The organism is Rhizobium sophoriradicis (assembly GCF_025200795.1).
GTDB lineage: Bacteria > Pseudomonadota > Alphaproteobacteria > Rhizobiales > Rhizobiaceae > Rhizobium > Rhizobium sophoriradicis.
In genome coordinates this window covers 266,394-292,158 of sequence record NZ_CP104154.1, presented here as the reverse complement: position 1 = coordinate 292,158, position 25,765 = coordinate 266,394, and the positions used below count along the sequence as shown (strand labels likewise).

At 59.8% G+C, this 25,765-nt stretch carries 20 protein-coding genes and 1 pseudogene; 12 read left to right on the top strand and 9 right to left on the bottom strand.

Annotated elements, in window-relative coordinates; genetic code table 11:
• The first annotated feature begins 265 nt into the window (after positions 1-265).
• The 3 genes from N2597_RS26930 (at position 266) to N2597_RS26920 (ending at position 3,508) form a co-directional block, all read left to right on the top strand.
• A complete protein-coding gene (locus N2597_RS26930) occupies positions 266-1,342 on the top strand; it encodes a phosphotransferase (RefSeq protein ID WP_183601848.1) in 1,077 nt (358 codons plus the stop codon).
• An 8-nt stretch (positions 1,343-1,350) separates the two neighbouring features.
• Entirely contained in the window at positions 1,351-2,721 is a 1,371-nt protein-coding gene (locus N2597_RS26925; protein WP_183601850.1) for an aspartate aminotransferase family protein, read from the top strand.
• Positions 2,722-2,866: 145 nt separating this feature from the next.
• Positions 2,867-3,508 (top strand): GntR family transcriptional regulator, encoded by a 642-nt coding sequence (locus N2597_RS26920; protein WP_225881345.1) that lies wholly within the window; start codon positions 2,867-2,869, stop codon positions 3,506-3,508.
• Positions 3,509-3,548: 40 nt separating this feature from the next.
• Here the strand turns inward: N2597_RS26920 and N2597_RS26915 are convergent, their stop codons facing one another.
• From N2597_RS26915 to N2597_RS26905, 3 genes are all read right to left on the bottom strand, one after another.
• Positions 3,549-4,397 carry a GNAT family N-acetyltransferase gene (locus N2597_RS26915; protein ID WP_077988869.1) on the bottom strand — a complete coding sequence of 283 codons (849 nt, stop codon included), beginning with the start codon at positions 4,395-4,397 and terminating at the stop codon, positions 3,549-3,551.
• 146 nt (positions 4,398-4,543) lie between these two features.
• Positions 4,544-4,897, bottom strand: a complete 354-nt coding sequence (locus N2597_RS26910) for a cupin domain-containing protein (protein WP_183601852.1) — start codon at positions 4,895-4,897, stop codon at positions 4,544-4,546.
• 82 nt (positions 4,898-4,979) lie between these two features.
• A complete protein-coding gene (locus tag N2597_RS26905) occupies positions 4,980-6,488 on the bottom strand; it encodes an NAD-dependent succinate-semialdehyde dehydrogenase (RefSeq protein ID WP_183601854.1) in 1,509 nt (502 codons plus the stop codon).
• A gap of 676 nt (positions 6,489-7,164) precedes the next feature.
• Here N2597_RS26905 and N2597_RS26900 point away from each other — a divergent pair.
• Entirely contained in the window at positions 7,165-7,608 is a 444-nt protein-coding gene (locus N2597_RS26900) for an Lrp/AsnC family transcriptional regulator (protein ID WP_077988871.1), read from the top strand.
• Between the two features lie 35 nt (positions 7,609-7,643).
• On the opposite strand, the pseudogene N2597_RS26895 reads toward N2597_RS26900, so the two are convergent.
• Positions 7,644-7,770 (bottom strand): annotated as a pseudogene (locus tag N2597_RS26895) (NAD(P)-dependent oxidoreductase); the annotation flags it as partial.
• A gap of 138 nt (positions 7,771-7,908) precedes the next feature.
• Between N2597_RS26895 and N2597_RS26890 the strand changes: the two are divergent.
• On the top strand, positions 7,909-8,838 hold the full coding sequence (locus N2597_RS26890; RefSeq protein ID WP_010059505.1) for a LysR family transcriptional regulator: 930 nt from the start codon (positions 7,909-7,911) through the stop codon (positions 8,836-8,838).
• On the opposite strand, the gene N2597_RS26885 is transcribed toward N2597_RS26890, so the two are convergent.
• From N2597_RS26885 to N2597_RS26870, 4 genes are all read right to left on the bottom strand, one after another.
• The gene (locus tag N2597_RS26885; protein ID WP_341356272.1) at positions 8,832-10,256 is read right to left on the bottom strand and encodes an aldehyde dehydrogenase family protein; all 1,425 of its coding nucleotides are present in this window, start codon (positions 10,254-10,256) and stop codon (positions 8,832-8,834) included. The two genes, N2597_RS26890 and N2597_RS26885, sit on opposite strands and share 7 nt — an antisense overlap.
• Positions 10,257-11,230: 974 nt before the next feature.
• Positions 11,231-13,666 carry an ImcF-related family protein gene (locus N2597_RS26880; RefSeq protein ID WP_183601856.1) on the bottom strand — a complete coding sequence of 812 codons (2,436 nt, stop codon included), beginning with the start codon at positions 13,664-13,666 and terminating at the stop codon, positions 11,231-11,233.
• 32 nt (positions 13,667-13,698) lie between these two features.
• The gene (locus tag N2597_RS26875; RefSeq protein ID WP_040112456.1) at positions 13,699-14,598 is read right to left on the bottom strand and encodes a M15 family metallopeptidase; all 900 of its coding nucleotides are present in this window, start codon (positions 14,596-14,598) and stop codon (positions 13,699-13,701) included.
• Positions 14,599-14,603: 5 nt separating this feature from the next.
• Positions 14,604-15,374, bottom strand: a complete 771-nt coding sequence (locus tag N2597_RS26870; protein WP_040112457.1) for a PP2C family protein-serine/threonine phosphatase — start codon at positions 15,372-15,374, stop codon at positions 14,604-14,606.
• Between the two features lie 120 nt (positions 15,375-15,494).
• Between N2597_RS26870 and N2597_RS26865 the strand changes: the two genes are divergently transcribed.
• Positions 15,495-16,235, top strand: coding sequence for an OmpA family protein (locus tag N2597_RS26865; RefSeq protein ID WP_040142264.1), 741 nt, complete (start codon positions 15,495-15,497; stop codon positions 16,233-16,235).
• A 33-nt stretch (positions 16,236-16,268) separates the two neighbouring features.
• On the opposite strand, the gene tssH is transcribed toward N2597_RS26865, so the two are convergent.
• Positions 16,269-19,001 (bottom strand): type VI secretion system ATPase TssH, encoded by a 2,733-nt coding sequence (gene tssH, locus N2597_RS26860; RefSeq protein ID WP_183601858.1) that lies wholly within the window; start codon positions 18,999-19,001, stop codon positions 16,269-16,271.
• Between the two features lie 147 nt (positions 19,002-19,148).
• Between tssH and N2597_RS26855 the strand changes: the two genes are divergently transcribed.
• The 6 genes from N2597_RS26855 to tssE all read left to right on the top strand — a co-directional run bounded on the left by N2597_RS26855 (position 19,149) and on the right by tssE (position 25,764).
• Positions 19,149-21,242 (top strand): serine/threonine-protein kinase, encoded by a 2,094-nt coding sequence (locus N2597_RS26855; RefSeq protein ID WP_183601860.1) that lies wholly within the window; start codon positions 19,149-19,151, stop codon positions 21,240-21,242.
• Positions 21,243-21,334: 92 nt separating this feature from the next.
• Positions 21,335-22,501, top strand: a complete 1,167-nt coding sequence (tssA, locus tag N2597_RS26850) for a type VI secretion system protein TssA (RefSeq protein WP_183601862.1) — start codon at positions 21,335-21,337, stop codon at positions 22,499-22,501.
• A complete protein-coding gene (gene tssB, locus N2597_RS26845) occupies positions 22,498-23,034 on the top strand; it encodes a type VI secretion system contractile sheath small subunit (RefSeq protein ID WP_009990230.1) in 537 nt (178 codons plus the stop codon). The genes tssA and tssB overlap by 4 nt, the downstream gene beginning before the upstream one ends.
• 3 nt (positions 23,035-23,037) lie before the next feature.
• On the top strand, positions 23,038-24,546 hold the full coding sequence (gene tssC, locus N2597_RS26840; RefSeq protein ID WP_097581188.1) for a type VI secretion system contractile sheath large subunit: 1,509 nt from the start codon (positions 23,038-23,040) through the stop codon (positions 24,544-24,546).
• Between the two features lie 20 nt (positions 24,547-24,566).
• Complete coding sequence (locus N2597_RS26835; RefSeq protein ID WP_010055283.1) at positions 24,567-25,016, top strand: Hcp family type VI secretion system effector; 450 nt, start codon at positions 24,567-24,569, stop codon at positions 25,014-25,016.
• Positions 25,003-25,764: a type VI secretion system baseplate subunit TssE gene (gene tssE, locus N2597_RS26830; protein WP_183602179.1), complete on the top strand. Its 762-nt coding sequence runs from the start codon at positions 25,003-25,005 to the stop codon at positions 25,762-25,764. The genes N2597_RS26835 and tssE overlap by 14 nt, the downstream gene beginning before the upstream one ends.
• The last annotated feature ends 1 nt before the right edge of the window (position 25,765 follow it).

The window sequence follows — 25,765 nt, the reverse complement described above, 5'->3', positions numbered from 1 at the left end:
TCCAACAATCTTTGGAATTTGTCCTTGGGTCGTTTTCCGACGACTTGTGTGTCGGCGCTCCTCAATTAACAACCGAGTGGCCATTTTCCTTGTTTTAATGTTGAAATTTCTGTTCGATTTTCGATCTAAGCATCCAATGCACCCCGCTCTTTTCGTCACCAGCGAGTCGACCCAGTAGCTCCATCACAGAAAAAATTGTTGTACAAAAATTGAGGATGTGAAATATTGCGGTCCATTGAGCTCCCACTCTCGAGGCAGGATCTGAATGAGTTTGAAGATGGGTCATAAGCATCAGTGCGGGCCAGCACGCGCCGCTGAGCTGTCCGAGGCTTGCCATCCCGTTGGCGCTACGGAAGCTGAAGCAATCGCCGAACGACTCTATGGTACACGCGGCTCCGCAACGCGCTTTGAAACCGAGAAGGACGACACGTTCCTCCTCGACTGCGCGGCCCAGGGGAAGTTTGTGCTCAAGATCGCTCATCCTTCTGAGCGCGTAGAGGAGCTCGATTTCCAGGTCGCGCTGATGCGTCATCTCGAGCAGCGGGCCCCCGATCTACCCATCCCCCGCACACTTCGCGACGTCCACGGGGCGGATTTGCCCATCGTCACCACGAGTGCCGGCGAGCGGCGAGTGGTGCGGCTCATTAGCTTCATGGTCGGTACCCCGCTCGACCGAACATTCTGCACAGCCCCACAGCGCGAACGGATCGGGGAAATCCTGGCAAAGCTGCGTCATTCCATGGCCGATTTCTCGCATCCCGCTGACGGTCGGGCGGTGGCATGGGACGTCACCCATCTGCTCGACCTCAGCGATCTGTTGAGCTTCATCCCTAAAGGCAGCAAGCGTGCATGGACAGTCTGCGCGCTCGAGCGGTTTGCCGAAATCAAGCCTGAACTCGACCTGTGCCGGCGGCAGGTGCTCCACAATGATTTCAATACGTCGAACCTGGTCGTCGATCATGCCAGCCCGCGATTCCTGACCGGCGTCATCGACTTCGGCGATGCGGTCCGTACCGCCATCGCGGTCGACGTCTCCACGGCGTTAATGAATCAAATGCCAAAATCATTCGACCATAGGAACCGGTGCGACCTGTTCGACGCACCGCGCGACGTTCTGCGCGGCTATCTCCGTCACGCCGAACTGACGGACGAGGAGCTCCGACTCATCCCGTTCCTGGCAATGGGTCGTCTTGCGGTTCGTGCGCTGCTGACGTGCTGGCGCGCCGAGATCTTCCCCGAGAATAGCCGCTATATCCTGCGCAATACCGAAGCCGGCTGGGCCCACCTCGAGTGGTTCCACTCGATTTCCGCCGCCCAGATTTCCGATCTTCTGACACGATAGGAACCACAATGTCCAAGCAAGCGACTACTCTGCCTAAGGGCTTCCGTGGCGACATGCCAAATGGCTTCAACCCTCAGGACACGTCTCATCTCACAAGTGAAGATCTGGCGCATGTCGCCAGGCGGCAACGGCTGCTCGGGCCGGCTTATCGGCTCTTCTACAAGTCGCCGGTTGAGATCTCACGTGCCAAGGGCGTTTTCCTCTACGACAAGCACGGCAATGAATATCTCGATGCCTACAACAACGTTGTATCGCTGGGTCACTCTCATCCGCGTGTCGTCGAGGCGATCCAGAAGCAGCTCGAGGTACTGTGTACCCACACACGTTACATGCAGGAGCCCCTGCTGGACTATGCCGAAGCTCTGATCGCTACGTTCGGTGGCGAACTCGGCCGCACCGGATGTGCAATGTTCACATGCACGGGCTCGGAAGCCAACGATCTCGCCCTGCGAATCGCGCGTTACCACACACGCAAGACCGGTGTCATCGTCACGGCGGAAGCCTATCACGGCAACAGCGGCGCGGTAGCGGCAATCTCGCCGTCGCTCGGCAGGAAGTCGGCTTTGGATCCCTATCTCCGCACGGTCGCCGCGCCGGATTCCTATCGCCTGCCTGTCGAGGAAATCGGCCGGCGGATGGCGGAGGATGTCGCGCGGCAGATCGCCGACATGGAGCGGCATGGCGGCGGCCTAGCGGCCTTCATCGCCGACTCCGTCTTCTCCTCCGATGGTCTCTACGTCGAACCCACGGACGTATTGGCGCCGGTGGCGGAAGTGGTGCGCAAGGCGGGCGGCCTGTTCATCGCCGACGAAGTGCAATCCGGATTCGGGCGGACCGGCACCCAGTTTTGGGGTCACCGCCGTCACAGGGTCGATCCAGACATCGTTACCATGGGCAAGCCCATGGGCAACGGCTATCCCGTCGCCGGCGTAGTCCTGCGGCCGGAACTCGTCGCCGATTTCGGATCCAGCATGCGCTACTTCAACACGTTTGGCGGCAACTCCGTCGCTATTGCCGCTGCAAGGGCCGTGCTTGACACGATCCTCGAAGAGGGACTGTTAGACGACGCTGTCAAGATCGGCGCAGAAATCCTCGATGGCCTCAAGGACCTGCAGAAAAAATATGAATTCGTCGGCGATGTTCGCGGGGCCGGCCTCTATTTCGCTGTCGAACTCGTCAAGGATAGAGAACGGAAAACGCCGGACATGGACCGTGCGCTTGCAGCCGTCAATGCCTTGCGCGATCGGCGCATTCTGATTTCCGCGACGGGAGCGGACGCGCATATCCTGAAGATCAGGCCCCCGCTCATCTTCACATCGGCCAACGCGGCGCGTCTGCTCGAGGGCGTCAACGAGGCGCTTCGGTCCGTGCAGACATAGAACCCGCCACCATGCAGCCAGTAGGCACAATATCATTTCCCTTGCCCGCGTCGCCGCATGTGGCGTAGGCATGCGAACTGATCAACGAGCAAAGCCAAAAGCCATGCCGCCGCAGCCCGCCAAGAATAGAGCCGAAGATCCAGAGATGAACGTCGAGCCCTTGCCGGCCAGCGCGGTTGACATCCTGACCCACGCGTTGCGACGGCGCATCTTGTCGGGGGATTTCCGACCGGGCGAGTTCCTCCGCGACGTGAAGATGTGCGAAGAGCATTCGACCTCGCGGCACACATTCCGTACAGCAGCCCAGGTGCTCGTCACCCAGGGCCTGCTGCGTCAAATACCGAACCGAGGCTTTGTAGTGCCCGAATTCGGGCCGGACGATATTGTCGATATCACACGCGTGCGCGGCGCCATTGAGGGCGAGGCCATTCGACTGATCGTACTGACCGGCGTCATCCCGTCCCAAGCGCTGGAGGCGGTCGACATTATGCACAGGTCGACTCTATCGGCCGACAGATCCCTGTTGGTTGCTGCGGACCGCGACTTCCACCGCGCGATCATCGCCGCTAGCGGTAGCGCTCGCCTGAAGCGGACCTATTCAGACCTCGAGGGCGAGATCGAACTCCTTCTCGCACAGCGGCAGGATTTCTACGCCACCGCCCAAGAAATGGCGGAAGAACATGAGCGGCTCATCAACAGCTTGAGAAGTCGCCACTATGATACGGCCCGGGATGCGTTCCAGGAGCACTGGGAAGATCTCCAGATCAAATTGCTAGATCAACGCTGACCAATCCGCCGTGAATGCGTCGTCACTTCAGACCTTCAGGTCAGCCAACAGCTTGGCTCGCCAGGCAGAAGGTTTGAACGGCCGGTGTTTGAGGTCGGCCTCCAGCACGCCGGACCATCGCAACGACACCACCCTCGTTACGCAGCCCCCATTCTTCGAGGAGGGATGAAAGGCCGCTGTCTTCGGGGATGTCAACTCGCACGACACGACCTTCCTTGCCGGAGAGGATGAAGGCTAGCAAATCCCTCGCCTGTCCAGCGTTTGCCGCAACGACCGGCCCCACGACTTCGCCCTTGCCGAACAGCCGCGTCGCCGCGAAGGCGACAATACCGTCACCGTCCCGAATGGCGGCGAATGTCCCCTCGTTCGCCAGAACATCATGCAGCGCGTCCCGATCGGCGCCGAATGCCGCACTATCGAGCGCCTTGATCGCCGGCAGGGCGGCAGACCCGATCCATTCAACATTTGCAGGAGCATCGACGCGACCGGTGACGCCCTGGTGGCGGGTGATTTTGTGCGTCGTGACGAAACCCAGCTTTTCATAAAGCGGCAAGCCGTCGCTGGTGGCCCTCAAACGGCATTCTCTATCACCGGCGAGTTCCAACACGGCAGTGGTCAATTTTCTTCCCAATCCCTGGCCTCGCTGGCTTTCGTCGACAATGATCATGTTGATGGCTGCACAGGTATCGCCGAAGGGAGTCATAAAGGCGGTACCCACGACCCGATCACCTGCAAGGGCAACGCGTCCCTCACTCAGGGACCATATCATTTCCCAGTCTTCTCTCCTGTGCGCCCAGCCAGCCGCACGCGACAGCGCCACGGCACCATCCAGATGATGAGCCTCGAAAGGCGCAAGAACGATCGATTCTCTTTGCAAGAATTCATCCATTTCGTGGTCTTTCTTAAATCGAGGCGAAGATTGCGGTAACCGCGATTACACTGGTGTCTGTTGAACCATTAAGGGCGTGCCGGCCGGATCGCGCCGTTTGCCCCCGCGAAATTGAGAGGCAATTCGAGGCGCACGACCTCGAATGATCAGGTGACGGTGACGAAGATCTTCCGCACCGTTTCGATCGTCTTCCAAACGCCGATGTAACCCGGCTTCATCACGAAGCTATCGCCGGCGCGGTAAATGACCGGCTCTTTCCCCTTCTCGGTCAATTCGATCACGCCATGGACGAGATGACAGAATTCAAACGTCTCGCCCTTGATGGAGTGCGTTTCACCGGGCGTCGCCTCGAAAACCCCCGTATTGACTGTGCCGTCTTTTGCGGTGTTCTGCAGCCAAGTCTTGAAAGCCGGGCTACCAGCTATGAGGCGATCCGGCTCGGCAATTCGCTGCTTCGGCTCGAATGACGGATTCGGGTCAATCGTTTTCAGCAGGGACATTGATCTCTCCTATTCTGGCTGGAGCCACCCGCTTTGTCCGGATAGTGCCAAGCCGATCTGATCTGAGTTGATCGCGGCGCACCTACCAGGTGGCGGCGATATATTTCGTTTCGAGATATTCGAGCATTCCGTGGTGGCTGCCTTCGCGTCCGAGGCCGCTCTGTTTCATGCCGCCGAACGGCGCGGCAGCGTCGGAGACAACCCCGCGGTTGATTCCGACCATGCCGCTTTCCAGCCTGCCCGCGACAGCGAGCGCCCGCTTGAGGTCCTGGCTAAACACATAGGATACCAGCCCGTATTCGGTATCATTGGCCAACTCGACGGCCTCATCCTCGGTATCAAATACAATCACCGGCGCAACCGGACCGAAGATTTCTTCACGAAGGATCTCCGCGTCCGCAGAGACGTCGGCCAGAACGGTTGGCAGATAGTAGAAACCCTCGCCGTTTACTCTGCTCCCGCCGGTCACCAGGCGGGCACCCTTGGCGATAGCGTCGTCGACTAGGCGCTCCACCTTGGCCACCGCGGCATCCGTTATCAGCGGACCAAGCTGCGTATCCGCCAGCAGCCCTGGTCCGACATTGAGCGCTGCCATCTCTTCCGCGAAGCGCCGTGTGAAATCAGCCGCAATTCCCTTTTGAACGTAGAACCGGTTTGCAGCCGTACAGGCCTCCCCGCCGTTGCGCATCTTGGCGACCATTGCCCCGGCGACAGCCGTCTCCAGGTCGGCGTCATCGAATACAATGAAAGGCGCGTTGCCGCCCAGCTCCATTGAGCAACTGACAACCTGGTCCGCGGCCTCGCGCAGCAGTATCCTGCCAACGCCTGTCGACCCGGTGAACGACAGTTTCCGGACCCGCTTGTCATGCAGCATTGCGCTGACCACTGGGCCTGCCTTTTTCGTGGGAACGATATTGACCACTCCTGCGGGAACGCCTGCCTGCCGCATGAGTTCTCCGATCGCGAGCGCCGTAAGAGGCGTCTCGGCTGCGGGCTTGAGGATGCAGGTGCAGCCTGCAGCCAAAGCTGGAGCGATTTTTCGGGTCGCCATTGCTGCCGGGAAGTTCCATGGCGTTACCAATACCGCGATACCAATCGGCTCATGACTCACGATGATCTGGTTTGCGCCCGAAGGTGATAGTCCAAATTCACCCGGGGCCCTTACCGCTTCCTCGGCATACCAGCGGAAAAACTCCGCCGCGTAGGCGACTTCCGATCTCGCATCCGGAAGCGCCTTGCCATTCTCCACGGTAATCAGCTGCGCCAGCCACTCTGCTTGTTCGACAAGAAGGTGAAAACACTTCATCAGAATATCCGCGCGCCGGCGTGGCGAGGTTAGCTTCCAAGCCCCGGCCGCCCTTTCCGCCGCGTCGACGGCCGCTATTGCATCCTGGATATCACCATCACAAACCGTAGCGATCGCATCGGCACTCGAGGGATCGATCACATTGAAAGTCCTGCCAGCTTTCGCCGAGACCCATTCGCCGCCGATGAACAGTTGGCTGGGCGCATTGCTTGCTACAGCAGCTGCCTGCGAAGGGGCAGCACGGCCTTTTTCTAGTGTCGGAGTTGTTTTCACGTTCAGCACCATTAGCTACCAATCAGGATTGTTGTGCGATCAATATAGAATTGGTTTCGTGATTGGTGTCAACATAGATCAAATTGGTCTCGTCGATTATTTGTGACATGGGGTCCCTTGCCCCAAACCGCTGCGCACAACAAACGGCCGCGCCACTCTGTGGCTGCGGATCAATTGGCTGCCGTCGTCAGCTTCGTACCAGGCGCCTCACCTAGGTTTGCAGGCCCGGCCAAATGCCTAAGCCCGGGTCGTGTGATGGCTCGATCCACACTGTCTTGGAACGACGGGCAAAGCGCACATCAACTGATCTTCCGACCGGGGCAGTTAATGGCACATTAGTTCAGGGGAACGTCTCTTTTCTCGGCGATGAAGTCAGCGGGGTCATCAACTTCAGGCTACGGCACGAGGATGCGCCCGCGTCGGAGCTTGCTGACGTGCTTGTCGGTTGGGCGGGCGAAGCCACCGGGAACCTGAGCAAAGAGAGGCCGCGAGCGCTGCTGCAGGTTATCAGGGAGCGCGATGCGTGACGGATGCGATGCGGAAAGGGAGGCGCTGCCAGGTTTCATAATGGCTTCGATTTCGAGGCGATATACGAGCCGGAAAGAAAGAGCCTTACTGCCGGAGATCTCCGTGTTAGCTTATCGGCCGGTAACGCCGGACATCCTAGGTTAGCGACCGTTCAAGTTCCATGAAATATCTTCTCGATCGAACTGACGAACAGATACTTGTCGAGTTGAAGGCTAATGCCCGAATCTCGCATGCGGAGTTGTCGGCGAAGGTGAACCTTTCCCGCAATGCCGTGCGGGTGCGGATCGAACGGTTGGAGCGAGAAGGCTTCATCAAGGGATATACGATCGTTACCGGCGATGGAGGCAAAAGCCAACACGTCACGACCGCATTGATTTTCGTCTATCGTCACGATCGCATGAGGGGCGGCGACGTCATTCAGGCGTTACGGAAGATTCCGGAAGTTGTGGCTTGCGACGTGATGACGGGTGATTTCGACTTGCTCGTTCGGGTCGAGTCCCACGAGGCTGACCGCATCCGGCAGATTTGGCAGTTGATTGCCGAGATGCCCGGCGTGCGCGATACGCTGACTGCGTTCGCTCTCTCCTCTGTAATCCGAAAATAGTCCAGTGTAATCGGTTCGGCGTTCAAGCCCAATCGAGCCGCAATGAGCGCGTCGTGATCGAGTTGCGGGCCGCGCCACACGTGGACGAGCGCCGCGCTGGCTGGGAGCCGTCTCGAAGCGCCCGGCGTCGAGCAACCCTTCCGTCTCTTGCGTCAGCGGCAGCGGCAGAAGATCCCACATGGTGGGCTCCGTCTGGGGCTAGAATCCATCAATCCGATTTCCAACCCGAGGCTCATCTTGTCGCCAAACCCTAAAGATGGCAATTAACACTCAGTGAATTAGCGCTTCAGGTACAGATTAATGCTCACGTCCGACGATCTAGCTTTCTTTTCGGTTCTCACGGGCTCGAAATCTCTCGCGGAAAGCGCACGAAAGCTGAACGTGACACCTCCGGCGGTGACCCAGCGCCTGCGCGCGCTTGAAGAGAAAGTCGGGGTAAGGCTGATCGACCGGTCCGGACGCCATCTTCGTCTGACCGAAGAGGGCTCACTGGTCGCTTCTCACAGCGTCATTGTCAGCGATGCCATAGATTCCCTTGCCGAAGCCTTGGCTGATCGGAAGGGTGCAGTTCGCGGGCACCTAAGGGTCGCCGCGCCTCACGGGTTTGGAAGGATCTACGTGGCCCCGGTCGTGGAAGCGTTTGCTCGAGAGCATCGCAGTGCCTCCGCTACCCTGCAATTGTCCGACCATCCCACAGCGCTGATCGTCGACAGTTATGAGGTGGTTGTTCACATCGGGGCATCCGCGCATCTGGACCAGGTGGTGACGACACTGGCGCCGAACCATCGAATTCTTTGCGCAAGTCCAGAATACCTCGCTTCGGCTGCGCCCATTTCTACGCCCGCCGATCTGGCGCGACATCGCTGTCTCGTCGTTCGCGAGAACGAGGAGGATGTAACGCTCTGGCGGTTCAAGGGATCGCGGCAGGAAAGTGCGACAGTGCGCGTTAATCCTGTCATGTCGAGCAACGATGGTGCCGTCATTCGGGATTGGGCGCTGGCTGGTCAGGGCATCTTGATGCGCTCCGAATGGGCCGTTGCAGAAGACCTCGCCAAGGGACGGCTGAGACAGGTGCTTCCCAACTGGAAGCTTCCGTCAGCCGATATCGTCGCCATCCTCGGATCGCGGCACGGCCGAAGTGCGCGGACGGCCGCTTTCCTGACGATGCTTCGTCAGTCGCTGAAACCACTGCCCTGGCGAGCCGACCCCGCCGAGCCGCCCAGTCAATAACCGAGGATGGACTTCGTCTCGAGATACTCTTCGAGCCCGTATACACCATACTCGCGGCCATTACCGGATCGCTTGTAGCCACCGAACGCGGCCGCTCCGTCCCATGCGGGATAGTTGATATGAACCTGGCCGGCACGAATGCGCAGCGCCACCCGCCGCGCCCGCTCCGGATCTGGAGACTGGACATGGGCGCCCAAACCATAGACGGTGTCGTTGGCAATGCTGATTGCCTCTTCCTCGTCCTTGTAGGGCATAATCGAAAGTACAGGACCGAATATCTCCTCACGAGCGATGCGCATATCGGGTTTCACCTCCGAAAAAATCGTCGGCTTCGTGAAAAAGCCGCTGTCGAGGCCCGCCGGCCGCCCCAGACCACCGCACAGCAGTTTGGCGCCATTATCGATTCCCGCCTGAATCATGACCTGCACGCGGTCAAACTGAGCCCGATTGGCAATCGGGCCCATGTCGGTCGCCGGATCAAGCGGGGCGCCGACTCGGATGGCCCTCGCAGTGGCGCTTGCCAATTCCTCCACCTCCTCGAGCCGATGTGCGGGGACGAGCATGCGCGTCGGAGCACTGCACGACTGGCCCACATTGCGCATACCGGCAAGCACGCCCTTCGCGACCGCCTCGCTGAAGTCGGCATCGTCGAGCAAAATGTTCGGCGACTTCCCGCCAAGTTCCTGAACCACGCGCTTCACGGTCGGTGCGGCCGCCTGGGCGACGAGTACTCCTGCGCGGGTGGAACCGGTGATCGAGATCATGTCAACGTCAGGATGGCTGGCGAGTGCTGCTCCGACGCTCTCGCCAGTGCCGTTGACAAGATTGAACACGCCGGGCGGAACGCCGGCATCGTGCATCAACTGGGCGAAGAGCAGAGCGCTAAAAGGTGACAGTTCACTAGGCTTGAGCACGACGGTGCAGCCTGCCGCGATCGCCGGAGCGACTTTGGCGGTGATCTGGTAAAGTGGCCAGTTCCACGGTGTGATCAGCGCGCACACCCCAATCGCTTCCTTGGCGGTCGCGGTGCGCCCGTCAAACATCACGAACCGGTACTTATCGAGTATCTCCATCTGGACACGGATGTGCTCGGCAGCAAATGGCACTTGGGACGCCCGCGCGAAGCTGATCGCTGCTCCCATTTCCATGACGAGCGCTTCTGCGAACGTCTTCGCTCTTTCCATAAGGAGCGAATGCATCCTGCCAAGCAGGGCGAGCCTTTCCGGCACAGATGATTGAGAAAAGGCGGGGAAGGCCCTGCGTGCCGCGGCAACCGCTAAATCGACATGATGAGCATCGCCCGCGGCAATCTGCCCGACGACTTGTTCCGAGGCGGGATCCACGACCGGTAAACGAGCTAAATTGGCAAATTCCTGCCATTCCCCTCCAATATAAAACTGGTTTTTCTCACTGGTCACCGTAGGTTCACCTCGTGTCACAAAAAAGCGGACGTTCGAACTCTGCGAGAAAATGCCTGAAACCACTAAGATGACAATTCATGTTGCCTAAAGGGCCGCTTAAGACAGGTGTTAACAATTTCGCATGTTGCACCGGCTACATCTCGCATATTTCTACTTCGAAACCACAATGGCCTGGACAGCGAACTTTCACTCAATCCACCCCTGCACAATTGGTTTGGCGGACACAGCTAGCAATGCTGTTTCTTTCCCTCAGTCACATGCTGAAGAGCAAGACAGGCTGCATCAATTCCGTGTCGCGGAGCGCTAACTCAGTCAGATAGGCCGCACCGCCGCTTCCAGTACCATAAAGGCAACGAGCAGAATGAGGGCATCGATGCCGAGGCCCCTACCGCCCAGTACAAGAGGCGGCTGTGTTCTTGCTGTGTGCCTGGGCGCATACGCCAGTATGCACGTGGGCCTCGGCGATTTCGCTTTAATACGATCACCGAACAAAATAATATTGCTTATTGATCGGCAACTTCAGCAGCCCACCACTCCCTGGGGTGCTTAAAGTAGCAAGTGTGGGACGGAGACCTGAGGCCAAGTGCAAAGCGCCGTTCACGTGACTTTCCCCTCCCAGGGTATATTGGCTGCCGTTGAACAGGTCCGTCGGCAGCAGTTTTTTCCTGCACGCAGGAGACACAGAAGATCATTGAGCGCTTCTGCCCCGGGCTCGGAATCCCGCAGCCGCGTGATTAAGGAGCGTCAACTCGCCAGCGAAGAGCGATGATCGGGCTGCGGAAATCCGTTATCCTGGCTAATTAAGAGGCAGGGCAAGACCTTGGCTGATCAGGATGCTCCCAACATCCTTGCCGTGACCCGCAGCGTTCCGCAGCGCCCATGGTTGCACTTGCTGGTACCTTGAGTGCCTGCCGGACAGGCATACGTGACTTTATGAGAAGCGTGCGTCCGCCTTTGCATCCGTGGTGACGTCAGAGACTCGATGGACATGTCAGTTCCCGCATCAGAAGGCGCACGGACACAGGGTTGGCAGGCTCGGCGAACGACATCTGCAGGTAGGCGCGCGCGCCGGTTGCCCGCACGTCTATGAGAAAACGCCGGCCGCCGTCGCGTGGCCGCAAGCGTGATCCGTCCAGAAAACGCAACAGGCCCCACGGCCCGGGCGCGCTCTTTTTCTCGACAGCTCCGCCGCTATCGAAGGAGATTTCGAGGCCGCGTGATGGCAAGTCCCCCGGCCAGTTGAAGGTCACCGCCCCGCCTGATGTGGTAACCGGAGCGTGAGCGCCGCCGATCGAGATGGTAGCCGCACCGCGCTGCGCAAGTGCCTCCAGCGATACAGGGAGGCGCGGCGCGGTCCCCTGACGAAAGAGCGCGTCACCGATCGCGGAAGCTTTCTGAAGGAACGTTGCGCTTTCGGGCGCGTAGCCGGAAAGCCGTGCCTCCGGTTTCCAGCGCCACGGGGTCGTTGATGTGTCCATTGAAGGCGCCAGTTGCGTCCGGAAATAGGTCGCCACCAGACCATTCGGCGCGAAAATGCGCGCGACTTCGGCCATATCCGCGTCCGACCCGTCAAAGAACGGATAGCGGCCTGCGACAGCAGCCTGGCAGGCCATGGCAATCTCGCCCCAAGCCCCCGGCGGCCTTCCTGTCGGGACCGGATCCTCGGCCTTTTCTACCGCCTTTGGAGAGGCCGTCTGCGAGATCACGTCTTCGACCATTTGTACGACGAGCAGCGGGGCCTGCTGCAGGGCGACGATGGAGTTGGCGCGTTCCTGTGCATCCATCAGCGACCTTTTGCCGATTTCTGAATTTACGTCGAGAAGGGCAAGCGCGACATTCAGCGACACAAAAAGCCGCGAGATTTCCGACATGCGACCCTGCTCCACGAACTGGATGGCAGGCCCGAGTGTCGCGGCGATGCGAAGCTGGTTCGCATGGCTGCGGCTGCGGTCGGTGCCACCCGCCTGGCGCCATACCTCACGGATCAGGGCCGAGAGCGGCGAGTTGGTGGCGCTTAGCACACCGCTGACAATAACCGCGCTCGGTTGGTCGGTGAACGGCCGGACACGAAGATCGCCGAGGTACTGAGACCACGTCTCCAGCGTTCGCTTCTGAAGAAGGTCCATAACTGCATCAGCACTCGCCATGTCGGCGGCTTGCAGGAGGTTGGTCGCTTCGGTTTTCGCCTTGCCGATCGCCTCTTCTGCAGCACCAGAGCGTGCATAAGCCCATCCTGCCTCAGTGTAGAGACCGGGCACGGCCTGCTCGATGGGCAGTCCGGACCTGCGGATCAATATCCTGTCGAGACCAGGTGCTGCCTGCCCGAGAGACCAGGCTGGAAGGCCCGCAGTTTTCTCGGCACGGGCGAGTTCGAGCATGGCTCGCTCGTTTGCAGAGCCCTCTGAAGCAAGCTGTGTTGCTTGAGCAATTGCTTCGGGATCCGGCTGTTCAAGATCTGCTGGAGGTCCGGACATGGCAGCGACATGCACTGCCATGCCGGCAAGTTCGGGAAATGTCTGGGCTCGATCGTCCACCCAGCCGGCCAGGAACCGTGGTTGCCAGTCCGAGGTGCCCTTCAAAATAGACCAGGCGCGCAGGGAATCGTAAAGTGCGGTCGCCTCTCCTTCCGTGGCGAGAGCAACACCAAGGGCTGCAGCAAGCGGACCGCTGGCCAGGGCGTCGACGACTTGGCCATAGCGCCGACGCGCGGCCTCTGCCGGATCGAACATGCCTAAATGATGAATGAGACCAAGGGGTGAACGCTGCGCATCCTGCTCGACAAGTCGAACTCCCGCAAGGAATGCATCGAGTTGGGCTGCGCGCGCTGCCGGTGTTACCACGCGTCCGGCTTCTACGACACGTGCGACATCGGGCAGTTGCGACAAAAGCCGCTCACGAAACCGCCATTCGGCCCATGCCGCCCAAACCAGCAGAATTGCCAGGAAAAGTCCGATCACAAGGGCAGCAAGACCGCGATCCGCGAGCGTTTTATGCTGTGTGCCCGATAGAAGGGCCGCCTGGACAGCGTCGTTACAGTGACCGAGGAAGCGGGCGAGATCCCGGCTCGCGGGCCCTGCCTTCGCTGCCGCCCTCGCCCGTTCGGCCAGCCTGCTGGCCGTCATAACGCCCCCAATTGGAAGAGCAGCGGCAAGCGCGCGCTCCCATTTTCGGATTGACAATGCGGGATTGTTACGCGCTCGCGCATCAACCAAAGCAACAAGGGCGTCGCGGGCATCCAGGAGCCAGTCCTGTGGGACCTTCCCGCGTCGTGCTTCCGTCTCGAAAGCGGCGACGAGGGTCCGTGCCATTGCCGCAAGCTCGCGCGGATCTGGCTTCTTTTCGCTCTCGGCACGTCTTGCAAGATCCAGCAGCGGCTGTGCCAGTGCGGCAAGCACATCTGCTTGCATAGGGGCTGGACCCGGCGGTTCGAGATCCCCCTTCACAGCTTGCCCTCAGCCGCCCATTTTCGCAGCAGCGCCTCGCCGACCTCGAAATGCATGGAATCTTCGCGGCTATAGCCCGCACCCCAATACCAGCCAGCCTCATTGAAGAACTCCGCGAGCACCACGAGCCCGAATTGCGTGCTGTTATCGCCCATGTTGTCGAGGTTCTTCTTGAGCGTCAGGTCGACGGCCGCCCCCCACGCATGTGAGGACACCGACTTCGAAGACCCCCGTACATACCTTGCACAGAGCGCGCCCGCGGTTCCGATGGCGGAATAGATGTCTGGCTCTTCTTTTTTTAGGCGCGCCATGATCTGCTGAAGCGAATCGAGCGCCGGTCTGATCATGGTCAGACGAATACCGCCGATGTCGCGGGTTTCGAGTACATGCAGCAATTTCGGATTGGTGACCGGTGCACAGGTGGTTGAATAGGTGCTTCTCGGCTCGCCCAATATCTGTCGCAACACGGCCGGGGTCGGGCGTATGACATTCTCGTTGAAACGCTTCTTTGCCAGTTGCATCGGTTCAGTCAGATTTCCTTCCTCTTCACGCGGTGCCATACCGCCGAACTGGTCCGTGAAGAGGGGTGAAGGTGCAGTCTCTTGGACGGCTTGCGGATTAATGACGGGGGCTGTCTGAGCAGGGCTGGGAGGTGGAGCTTTTTCCAACTCCATCACCCTGCCGCCGACGTCCGACATCTGTCCTTTGAGGGTGTTCAACTCAGAGCGCAGCCCCCGAATTTGGCTGTCCTGCTCGGCAAGTTGCTGTGTGAGCCGATCTATTTTGCCCGCATTCGGATCATGCTCCGTATCTTGCAAGAGGTTTCCGACAAACGCAAAGATGACGGCTGCGAGAATGATGCTCATACCGATGACGATGGCCGCGATGGCACTCATTTGCCTCAAGATACCGCAGCTCCATCAATCTGGACGACAATCACTGAGACGTTGTCGGGGGCACCGTTATCGAGAGCAGCGCCGATCAATCGCTGACAGGCGACTGCCGGCGTGGAAACGGCATCCATAAGGGCAGCGATCTCGGCGTCCGCCACACAGTCGGTTAGCCCGTCAGAGCAAAGAATGAAGACATCACCCGGGCAAAACGACACTTCCGTGGTTTCGACGACAAGATGATCGGACGCTCCAATCGCGCGTGTTACAACATGCGCTTGCGGGTGCTGCCAGGCCGCCGCGGGAGAAAGGCGCCCATCGTCGAGAAGCTCCTGCACGACCGAATGGTCGCGCGTCAGCTGCTGTAATTCACGATCGCGCCAGCGGTAGGCCCGGCTATCGCCAGCCCATGCAAGCGAAATAGTGCCTCCGTGCAGAAGCGCAGCCACCACGGTTGCACCCATCTGCGCCACGTCGGCCGAGGTTGCCCATCGCCGAATGGCGGAATTGGCTGCCTCGAGCGCGCCCACCAGATCGGCGCTCGAAATTGGAGCATGGGGAAGCAGGGCTAGATGCTCGATCACCAGGCCTGCCGCGACGTCGCCGTGGCCATAACCGCCCATTCCGTCGGCAACCGCCCAAAGCGCGCCTGTGGGATCTATGAGTATTGCGTCCTCGTTGCGGTTGCGAACATGACCGGTGTGGCTGAGCCCGGCCCCATTCGGCCTGCGCGGCCAGCTCGGGACCCGCGTCGAGGGACTATCGGGATACTCCGGGGTCATGACCGGAAGAACCTCATCATTCGCTCCGCCCTGAGGGCCGCCACGGAAGCGGTTGCACCCACGGTCATCCTATAGTAATTTTTTGGCCAGGCGAAACATTTTTGCCGAGAGGAACCTAAAATGAAGCGCCTGCTGACTTTGAAGCTGCTGGTGTCTCTCGCTTTATTCTTCACGTTACAAAGTGAATTGCGTGCACAGGAACTAAACGAGACGGCGCTCAAGGAACGTTTCCAGAGGCAAATGGAATTGTTCAAGGCGGCCAAGCTCGGGCCGTCCCGCGGCCTCGTGCTGACCAATTCCGGGCCTGCGCCCGAGGCAACGCCAGTGCCCATCGCTACGCCCGAGACCCCGCCGGCCAAGATCGGCTCTACTCAAGCGAGCAGCAACCCGGGCGCTTCGGCAAATGTGGCTAAGGAGGCAACAGTCGAGGCCGGCCCGACTCCCGGACAGGGGCCGGTGGAGACTTCGCCAACAACTGCAGCAGCGACGATAACAACACCGCAGACATACTGGAAGCTGCCTGACGATGATCAGGTTAACTACCGCGTGCAGTTTGCCTTCGATTCCTCTGCCATCGCACCCAAGGAGAAGCCGATGCTGCAGAAGCTCTGCAGTGTGGTGAAAGAAATGGATATCAAGCTCATTCGCATTGTCGGTCATACCGATGCCTCCGGCGGAGCGAGGTACAACCAAAATCTCTCGACGCTGCGTGCAAGGGAGGTGGCCCGCTTCTTCACAGAGGATTGCCAAATTCCTCGTGAACGGCTCGAGGCTGTTGGCGTCGGCGAGCAGTTTCTGCTCGATCCACAAAAACCGAGAGCTGATGAGAACCGACGCGTCGAATTCCAGGCAGTCAGCTAAACGCGCATAGCAGCCGCAGATGCGATCTAATTGCTATTCAAAGGCGTAGGTGAAGCCGTTCGCAGACGCTCCGACCGTCGCCTTCGTCAAGCGTTTGCCATCCAGCGCCCAGTTCAATATGCCGGTGCTGAGGGCCGGCAGAAGCGTGTTGGTCAAGATCGCATCGATCATGCGACCGCCCGACTCCACTTCGGTGCAGCGCGCCTTGATCAAGTCGATAACGCCCTCACCTATGACCAGTTCGGCGTTATGGCTCGTACGCAGTCGCTCGGCGATCTTCTCAAAATTTGCCTGCGTGATTGCTTCGATCATCGAATCCGAAAGGGGATAAAAGGGCACGACGATGACGCGCCCGAGGAAGGCGGCCGGGAACACTTGCAGCAACGGTGTCCGCAACGCGGCTTCGAGTTCTTCGGTCGGCGTGCGGGAGAGCCCGTTGCCGGTCAGCCTCATGATGACATCCGAACCGACGTTGGAGGTCAGCAATATGAGTGTATTTCTAAAATCAATCCGTCGACCCTCGCTGTCGTCCATCATCCCTTTGTCGAAGACCTGAAAGAAAATCTCATGGACATCGGGATGCGCTTTTTCGACCTCGTCGAGCAAAATAACGGAATAGGGCCGGCGGCGAACCGCCTCGGTCAGAATACCTCCCTTGCCATAGCCGACATAGCCGGGAGGCGCTCCCTTCAGCGTCGAAACCGTATGGGCCTCCTGAAATTCCGACATGTTGATGGAGATCAGGTTCTGTTCGCCGCCATACAATGCCTCGGCAAGGGCGAGCGCCGTTTCCGTCTTGCCGACACCGGACGGTCCACAAAGCAGGAAGACGCCGACCGGCTTTTCCGGCGACCCTAGTCCTGCGCGGCTGGTCCGTACCCGACGTGCGATCGCTTCCATGGCAAGGTCCTGACCGACAACGCGTTCGCCCAGAATTCCGGCGAGCTTGAGCGCCCTTTCAGTCTGACCGGCGAGCATTCGCCCGACGGGAATACCTGTCCAGTCCTGGACCACCGAGGCGACCGCGTTGCGGTCTACCGACAGCAGCATCAATGGCGTTTCGCCCTGCATCTCGGCAAGTTCGTAGGTAAGTGCCCTTAGGCGCGAAAGGTCGGCATTTCCGTCGGGAGCTTCTTCTTCGTCTTCGCTGGGCGCTGAGAGATTTCGGTCGGGGGCCGTGGCAACGGTCGCGGTATCGCCCTGTTGCGACAACGCCGCATCCAGGCCAACTCCCTCGCTGCGCAGCCTGGCCCGCAGGTCGAGAATGTCAGACACCATCGACCGTTCCCTTTCCCAGCGAGCTCGCGCCCCGGCAAGGGCCTTCTCCGCCGCGCCAAGGGCGTTGTCGACCTTAGCTTGACGGTCTGCAACCTCAATGCCGATGGACTTTTCGCGGCCGATGATCCCCTGCTCGATCTCGAGAGACTGTTTGCGCCGCAGTAGATCTTCAACCTCGGCCGGCGTTGCGTGCTGTGATACCGCCACGCGGGCGCAAGCTGTATCGAGCAAGCTGACTGCCTTGTCGGGCAACTGGCGGGCCGGAATGTAACGATGTGAAAGGCCGACCGCCGTTTCGATCGCCTCGTCGAGGATCTGCACCTGATGGTGTTTCTCGAGGATGCCCGCCACGCCACGAAGCATCAGAATGGCGTCTTCTTCGCTGGGCTCCTCAATCTTGACGACCTGGAAGCGCCGGGTCAGCGCCGGGTCTTTCTCGATATGCTGTTTGTACTCCGCCCATGTCGTTGCCGCGATCGTGCGTAGCTCGCCGCGCGCCAATGCTGGCTTCAAAAGATTTGCGGCGTCCCCCGTTCCCGCAGCCCCGCCCGCTCCGATCAGTGTATGTGCTTCGTCGATGAAGAGGATGATCGGCGTTTCCGATGCCTGAACCTCGTCGATGACCGTCTTGAGGCGTTTTTCAAACTCACCTTTGACGCTCGCTCCGGCCTGCATCAAGCCAACATCCAGCATGTGGAGCGCGACCCCTTTGAGTGGCGGCGGCACGTCTTCTACCGCGAGGCGAAGCGCGAAGCCTTCAACGACTGCCGTCTTGCCGACCCCGGCCTCGCCCGTCAGGATCGGGTTGTTCTGCCGTCGGCGCATGAGAATATCGACGATCTGGCGAATTTCCGGGTCGCGACCCACAACCGGATCGATCTTCCCTTCTCGAGCACGCCTGGTCAGATCAGTCGCATATTTCGCCAACGCGGAATCGCCGGCAGCCGGTCGTTCCTTGCGCACCGGTTGCCCAGCGTCGCGTCCGCCGCGATTTTCAAGCGATTGAGAGAGTACGTCGTCCAGGCGAGCAAGGACGGAATCAGCTTCGATCCGGTCGAACTCACCGCTGATCTTCAACAGCAAGCCATCAAGCACCGGCACCTTTCTACAGGCCAGAAGGACGTAAGCGCCGCGCACCTCTTCCGAGCCGAATTGAAGGCTTGCGAGACTCCAGGCTTCCTGGACAGCGTGAAATATGTGATCTGAAAACTCTTCTATGGACGTCGCGCCATAGGGCAGTTTGTCGATCGACCGTGCCATGTCGGCCGCAAGGCGGCCGAGGTCCACGCCAGCATCGGCGAGGATCAGCTGGAAATCCGCGCGGTCGACGAGCGCCAGTTGCTCGATCCAATGGACGAGTTCGACATAGGGATTGCCCCGAAGCTTGGCGGCGTCGGCTGCCGCCTTGAATGCACGCAGGCATATAGGGTCGAGCTTGCCGATCAGTTCTTTACGTTTGAAGCTGTGAGAAGACATGTTCTGTTGCATGCCGGTCGGGCTCCTGCCCACGTGCTCTCGAATGAACGAGCCTAGTCTTCAAATCTCAATGGCAAATTGCCACATTATAGTGTTCTTGACAAATATTCGAACCGCATGTCTTTGATGAATAGTGACGGCGTGGTTTGGAGTTACCAGATGATCGACCCATTGCCCGGTGACATCTTCCGCAAGAACCAGGTACTCAACAATACCTACGAGATCGAGGGTGTGCTTGGCCGCGGCGGAACGGGCGAAGTCTACCGCGCCAGCAACAAGATCACCGGCCGGGTCGTGGCGCTTAAGGCACTCAAGCGGGAGCTGTCCGCCGATGCCGGCTATCTGGAATTGATGAAGCGGGAAGAGGAGATGCGCGGCATCTCGCATGACGCGGTCGTGCGTTATACCGACTGCAGCCAGACAGCCGAGGGTTACGTCTATCTGGTCATGGATTACGTCGCAGGTACGCCACTCAACGATTATCTCGAGCGGGGCGGGATTTCTTCCAGAGATCTGCTGGTCGTGGCCCAAAGAGTGGCCGAGGGCCTGGTTGCGACGCACGAACGCAAAATCGTCCATCGCGACCTGTCGCCCGACAACATCATCTTGCGCAGCGGCCGGCCGGAGGAGGCAGTCATCATCGACTTCGGCATTGCCAAGGACAGCAAGACGGGCGCACGCACAATCGTCGGCAAAGAGTTTGCCGGCAAATACGAATATGCAGCGCCCGAACAATTGCACGGGCAGGCCGAACCTCGATCCGACCTTTATGCCCTGGGCGCATCCCTGCTTGCAACCTTTCGGGGTAAAGTTCCCGACGTCGGAACAAGTCCCGGTGAGGTTGTCCGCTACAAGGAGCGCCGGCTGGACACAACGGGCGTTCCGGAGCCGCTCAAGGCCTTGATCGACGATCTCACCCAACCCGATCCTTCGCGACGCCCGCCGACGGCTGCGGCCGTCGTCAAGCAGGTGGCGGAATTGTTGCGGGCCGATCGCAGCGGCCGGGAGGAAGGCGAGCGTGGCGACAGGTTCGGCTGGCGGTCCTGGCCGGCGATCGTCGTCGTTGCTGCGGTAGCGGCGATCGCGGGGCTTTGGTTTGCCGGCTTTGGTGACAGCCTGTTTGTGAAAACCCTGCCGGTGGAGGCGCCGTATAAACTCAGCGCCGGGCTCGACGGACAGCATCAGGCGACCTTGTCCGGCTTTGCTCCCGATGCCGACCAGCAACAGGCGATATTGGCGGCTTTTACGCGCGCAGCCGGGCTGCCGGCACCGAAGGATGCGCTTGCACTTTCGAAGGGGGAACCTTCCGAGCGCTGGGCACAGGACATCGACAGCTTTTTTGCCGCTGCCGACGGGCTGGACGAGTGGAGGCTTGATGTCACGGACCGCACCGTTCGCCTCACCGGCCTTGCTCCCGACACGTCAGCGCGTGACACTGTCGTCAGCCGGTTTAACGAGGCGAGCAGGGTCGCCGGCTACCAGCCTTTCGTGCGGATCGCCGCCGGACCGAGAAGCCTGACGCCCGACCAGTTGAAGTCGGCCATCGCACCGTTGGAGACTTGTGGCCCGCTTGTCGTCCAGGCGCCGGAGGGGGCGAACTTCCCTCTTGGGTCGACGGTCGCCATTCGGGGAAACGTCGCCGCGAGCGGCGATATCGAAGCGCTCCGGCAAGCGCTCGCACCGCGGCTGGGTGATCGCGATCTGCGATTTGATACGACAGTGCTCAATAATCAGTTGTGCGTCGTCCAGTCATTGTTGCCCGACGTGCCGCAAGGGCCCATGGCGATCGTGCTCGGTTATGGGGACAAATCCGAACCGAACATGTCTGGCGTCTACTCGGTCGGCGACAATCCGGTCATCGATGTGCTGGCTCCAGCAACGATCAAGGACGGCTACCTCTGGGTGGCGATCGCCGACGTCACCGGCAATCTGTTCAACGTCCTTCCCAATATCAAGCGCCCGGACAACGCTCTTGCCGGTCTTGGGACGGTGTCCGATGGCATGCGTACCATCCGTGTCGCCTACTCCACCGCAGATGGAGCGACCGATCCCGCAAAGCTTTCCTTCGCGGTCGACAACACGTTCGGCAGAAGTCTGATAATCGCGATGCAGACCGACCGTCCTCTGTTTGCGCAACTTCGCCCGACAACTGAATCCACCAAGTCCTTTGCCGAAGATTTACATGCAGTTATTGCCAGCGGGAAGGTTTCGATCCTGTCGACTACGACCCGATTGATCGACACTCGGAATTAGTTCCCACTCGTCGATAAGTGGCATTAGTACAGAGCAAAAATATATGCTAAAACAGGATCTGGAGAAGAATATTCGGTAAAGCGGGGGATCTGTTGTTCGACTCTGCGCTCTGGTTGAATCCGATAAACGGTGACAACCCGTCCGGCGAAAGCCTACGGAACGACGGACGATTCCACGAGCTCGAACGTCTCGTGCAGCCCCAGATCGAAATCAGCCGAGACGAGCGCAACAACCCCGTCGCACGAACGGAAGTGCCGGTCGACTGGTCGATCGTGCTACGCAAATCTGAGGAGCTGCGGGCGCACGGGCGCGACCTGAGGCTGCTTGTGATCGTAACGCGTGCCCTTGCAAATGAGCGAGGACTGGCCGGCCTCGCCGAGGGATTGAACCTGATCGGCCAAACCTTCGACATGCATTGGCAGACAATGCATCCGGAGCTTCGCGACGGCCTGCCTCCCCGCGAGGCCGCTCTTCGCCGCATCAACGCACTCATCCAGCTTCAAAATGACAAGGATGGTCTGCTCGGCGATCTGCGCAAAATGACGTTCTTTACGCCTCGTGGCGCTGGTCCGGTGACGGGACGCGATCTGGAGCGGGGGTCGGTCGACAGCCGCACCGTTCTTAACGAAGCGGCGCCTGGTCTGAGTGCGGCCGAGAAGGCTTCGCTGGTCAGCGAACATGATCAATTGGTCAATCGCGTGCGGTTCGGTTGCGCGGCATTTGCCGAACAGGCCCCTGATGAAGCAGCGGCGCTGGCCGCCGATGCACGGGCTGCCGCTGCAGCTCTGGAAGCGGCCGAACAGTCGCTCAACCTGCAGATCGGCGGCGATTTGCGCGTTACCCTGCCAGATCTGAGCCGGTTTCTGCAACGCGTGGCGGCGACCCTGGAGCGTGCCAAGCGTCACGCGCAACAAGAGAGCCCGAAGGAGGACACGGCCGGCGGCGAACCTGCGCCAGCTGCTGCCACCAGCGCTGCGGCAGACCAGGCCCCGAGCGGGCCGGCGACGGTCTTCCCCTCGCGTCTGAGCTCGAGAGACGAAGTCACGCGCTGCATCGACCTCATCATCGCCTTTTACGACCGTACGGAGCCATCGAGCCCCATTCCCCATCTGGCCCGCAGGATCAAGCGCATGGTGCCGATGGATTTTCTCGAGCTCATGGAGGACCTTGCGCCTTCCGGGCTGAAAGAATTCCGGCTTCTGGCCGGCGTTTCGGAAAGCAAGAAACCTGCCCCTGGGACAAAAGGTGACCAGCAATGAGCGAAACTAAGGCGAAGGTAATTGAACGCAACAGGGCGCCTCGCGTCCAGATCGCCTATGAAGTGGAAACATATGGCAGCCCGACCACGATCGAATTGCCGTTCGTGATGGGGGTGATGGCAGATCTTGCCGGCGCGTCCGAAACGCCTGAGGCTCTCAAATCCGTGCGGGACCGGACCTTTGTCGAAACCGACGCTAACCGGTTCGGTCGCTTCATGGAGGCGCTGAGCCCGCGGGTCAAGGCGCGGGTCAAGAACACGCTTCCCCAACCGCCAGGCGAAGAGCGGGACGAGGAACTTGCCGTCGACCTGACCTTTACCAGCATGGGCGACTTCGCTCCGGACCGGATTGCCGAACAGGTTCCGCAGCTCGCCGAACTGTTGAAGATGCGCCGCCAGCTTGAGGAATTGCTGGGCTTCATGGATGGCCGCGTCGACGCCGAAAAGCGTATCGCCCAGCTTTTGAACAACGAGCCGCTTTTAGCAAAAATCGCCGACCAGGCGATTGATGATGGCAGCAAGTCGGAGGGCTAAACCATGGCCGAACAGGAAAGAACCGCCGCTGTCGACGTCAAGGAAGCCGAAGGCGTCGATCTTCAGGAATTCAGCGACCTTCTTGAAAAGGACTTCAAGGTCAAGAAGGATGACAGCGACAAGCTGCAAACCCTGGTGCAGAATCTCGCGCTTGCAGCGCGCGCCCGCTCGCAGTCGACGACAATTTCCTCGAATGCGATCAAGTCGATCAAATCCCTGATCTCCGGCATCGACAAGCTTCTGACCGAGCAGGTCAACGAGGTTCTCCATGCGCCCGAAGTGCTGCAGCTCGAGGGGACATGGCGCGGTTTGTGGTATCTCGTCAACAATACCGAGACGGATCAGAAGCTGAAGATCCGCGTCATGAATATTTCAAAGGAAGCCCTGGCCGACACGCTCGAAGACTACGAGGGCCAGATGTGGGACCAAAGTCCCATATTCAAGAAAGTCTATACGGACGAATATTCTATGCTTGGCGGCAGCCCGTACGGCTGCCTGATCGGCGCCTACGAGTTCTCCAACCACCCGAAGGACGTCGCTCTTCTTCGCAACATGTCCGGCATCTGCGCGTCGGCGCACACGCCCTTCATTGCAGCCGCCGCCCCGCGACTCTTCCGCATGGAAAGCTGGCAGGAACTGCCAAACCCCCAGGACCTGCAACAGATTGTCTCGTCGCCCGCCTACGCGTCCTGGCAGTCGCTGCGAGAGAGCGAGGATGCGCGCTACATCGGTCTGACGATGCCCCGGGTCCTTGCGCGCCTGCCCTACGGCGCGGAAACCATTCCGGTAAAGGGCTTCGCCTTCGAGGAGGATGTCCAGGGCGATCATCATCGCTACGTGTGGATGAATGCCGCCTTCCCGATGGGGGTCAATATCAATCGAAGCCACAAGCTGTTTGGCTGGGGCACGCAAATTCGCGGCGTCGAGAACGGCGGAGCGGTCATCAATCTTCCAGTCCACAATTTCCCGACCGACGATGGTACCGTTGCGATGAAATGCCCGACGGAGGTCGCCATCGACGATCGCCGCGAGGCAGAGCTTGCCAAGCTTGGGCTCATGCCGATCTTGCATCGCAAGAACACAGACATCGCAGCCTTCATCGGTGCGCACTCGCTACAGGATGACGAGACGCGCGCCGGGCGCCTGGTCGATCCGGATGCACAGGCCAATGAGCGCCTGAGCGCAAATCTGCCGTATCTTTTCCCGGTTTCGCGGTTCGCCCATTACCTGAAGGCAATCGCCCGCGACAAGATCGGTTCGTTCAAAGAGCGGTCCGACATGCAGATCTGGCTGACGGAATGGATCAATCGCTACGTTCTTGCCAACCCTGCCTTTGCCGACGACAAGGCCCGCGCCAAACGGCCGCTGGCTGCGGCCGAGGTTCAGGTCGACAGCGTCGAAGGCCGCCCGGGATGGTATAATGCCCGGTTTTATCTGCGCCCCCATTATCAGTTGGAAGGCATCAATGCGTCACTGCGTCTCGTATCGGAGCTGCCGTCGACGAAGACCTGAATTCACAAGGGAGGTTATTCATGAAAATTGACGGTTTTCTCAAGGTGCCGGATATCACGGGACCGAGCGTTCGCGATGGCCACGAAGACGAGATCGAAATCCACGGCGTGGAGTTTGAGATGGTCGCCCCCTACGATCCCAATTCGCTCTCGCGACGGGGCCGCGTCAGTCTGGGCATGATCAATTTCATCAAGCATTACGACAAATCCTCGCCCTATCTGAAGAAGGCGCTGTTCGACAACACGCTTCTCGGCGAGGTCAAGTTCTCCGCGCGCAGAACGATCGAAGGCGAGACGAGCGATTATCTGGTCGTTACGCTGAAGGATGCTTCGGTCACCCAGTACAATATGAAGCCAAGTGAGGAAGAACCCGATCTCATCGAGGAGCGCGTCGGCTTCGCCTACAAGAACATCACGTTCAACTACGACGACAAGGACGAGGTCGAAATGGATGTCTATGTCGGCAAGTGAGGGCTGGCGAAGAGAAGTTGGAAGGGAGTCGAGACCGCTTGGCGGGCACCAGCGCGCAACCCGCGAAACGATCCAGCCATCCTTGTGGGATCGCCTGGTCAATGACCTGCCGGGGCTCGGCTCCGAGATCAAAGAGCTCCGGCAGATGTTGCAAAGCGAGATAGACGCAGAGCGGCTGGACGCGATGGTGGCCGGTGGCGTCGGGCAAATAGAGTCTGCACCGGATCTCAGTATCGAGCAGAAAAAGAACATCCATCGTCTGCTTTCCCTGGAACGTCGTCGCATGGAATTGGAAAGTCGCGGCGTGGTCGTTTCCAGCGATGTGCTTCGTGAGGCGGTGCGGCGCGACATCGAGGCACTTTTCAATGTGCAACGTTTCGAATCCTCGCCCCTTTTGACCGATGCCGAGGCAGAACTGGCTGGCGACAACCCTCCCTCGCTCGAGGATTTTCCGCTGGTGCGCCGCAGTGTGGTAAACTACGGGGTGCCGCCATTTTCGGGCCGCTCATCCCGGGACTTCGACCGTGAGGAACTCGCCAAGGAGATCGCACAAGTGCTTGCGGCCTTCGAGCCCCGGCTAAAGGAAGGCGCAACCAAGGTGACCGTCAGCCTTGGCGACAAGTCGATTGGCCTCAGGATCGATATCGACGCGCTGCTCCTGACGACGCCGGCGCCAGAACGGCTACGTATCCGCACCATTCTCGATCTCGACAACGGCTCGGCGAGAACCGAGTTGAAGGACACCTGAA

Bases quoted from the DNA above. Each gene is read 5' to 3' on its own strand.
- N2597_RS26910 (WP_183601852.1), bottom strand. From the start codon at position 4,897: ATGTCCCTGCTGAAAACGATTGACCCGAATCCGTCATTCGAGCCGAAG.
- tssB (WP_009990230.1), top strand. From the start codon at position 22,498: ATGAGCGAAACTAAGGCGAAGGTAATTGAACGCAACAGGGCGCCTCGC.
- tssC (WP_097581188.1), top strand. From the start codon at position 23,038: ATGGCCGAACAGGAAAGAACCGCCGCTGTCGACGTCAAGGAAGCCGAA.
- N2597_RS26835 (WP_010055283.1), top strand. From the start codon at position 24,567: ATGAAAATTGACGGTTTTCTCAAGGTGCCGGATATCACGGGACCGAGC.
- N2597_RS26900 (WP_077988871.1), top strand. From the start codon at position 7,165: ATGAAATATCTTCTCGATCGAACTGACGAACAGATACTTGTCGAGTTG.
- N2597_RS26925 (WP_183601850.1), top strand. From the start codon at position 1,351: ATGTCCAAGCAAGCGACTACTCTGCCTAAGGGCTTCCGTGGCGACATG.
- tssE (WP_183602179.1), top strand. From the start codon at position 25,003: ATGTCGGCAAGTGAGGGCTGGCGAAGAGAAGTTGGAAGGGAGTCGAGA.
- N2597_RS26875 (WP_040112456.1), bottom strand. From the start codon at position 14,598: ATGAGTGCCATCGCGGCCATCGTCATCGGTATGAGCATCATTCTCGCA.
- N2597_RS26865 (WP_040142264.1), top strand. From the start codon at position 15,495: ATGAAGCGCCTGCTGACTTTGAAGCTGCTGGTGTCTCTCGCTTTATTC.
- N2597_RS26880 (WP_183601856.1), bottom strand. From the start codon at position 13,666: ATGCAAGCAGATGTGCTTGCCGCACTGGCACAGCCGCTGCTGGATCTT.
- N2597_RS26920 (WP_225881345.1), top strand. From the start codon at position 2,867: ATGAACGTCGAGCCCTTGCCGGCCAGCGCGGTTGACATCCTGACCCAC.
- N2597_RS26930 (WP_183601848.1), top strand. From the start codon at position 266: ATGAGTTTGAAGATGGGTCATAAGCATCAGTGCGGGCCAGCACGCGCC.
- N2597_RS26915 (WP_077988869.1), bottom strand. From the start codon at position 4,397: ATGGATGAATTCTTGCAAAGAGAATCGATCGTTCTTGCGCCTTTCGAG.
- tssH (WP_183601858.1), bottom strand. From the start codon at position 19,001: ATGCAACAGAACATGTCTTCTCACAGCTTCAAACGTAAAGAACTGATC.
- N2597_RS26890 (WP_010059505.1), top strand. From the start codon at position 7,909: ATGCTCACGTCCGACGATCTAGCTTTCTTTTCGGTTCTCACGGGCTCG.
- N2597_RS26905 (WP_183601854.1), bottom strand. From the start codon at position 6,488: ATGGTGCTGAACGTGAAAACAACTCCGACACTAGAAAAAGGCCGTGCT.
- N2597_RS26870 (WP_040112457.1), bottom strand. From the start codon at position 15,374: ATGACCCCGGAGTATCCCGATAGTCCCTCGACGCGGGTCCCGAGCTGG.
- N2597_RS26855 (WP_183601860.1), top strand. From the start codon at position 19,149: ATGATCGACCCATTGCCCGGTGACATCTTCCGCAAGAACCAGGTACTC.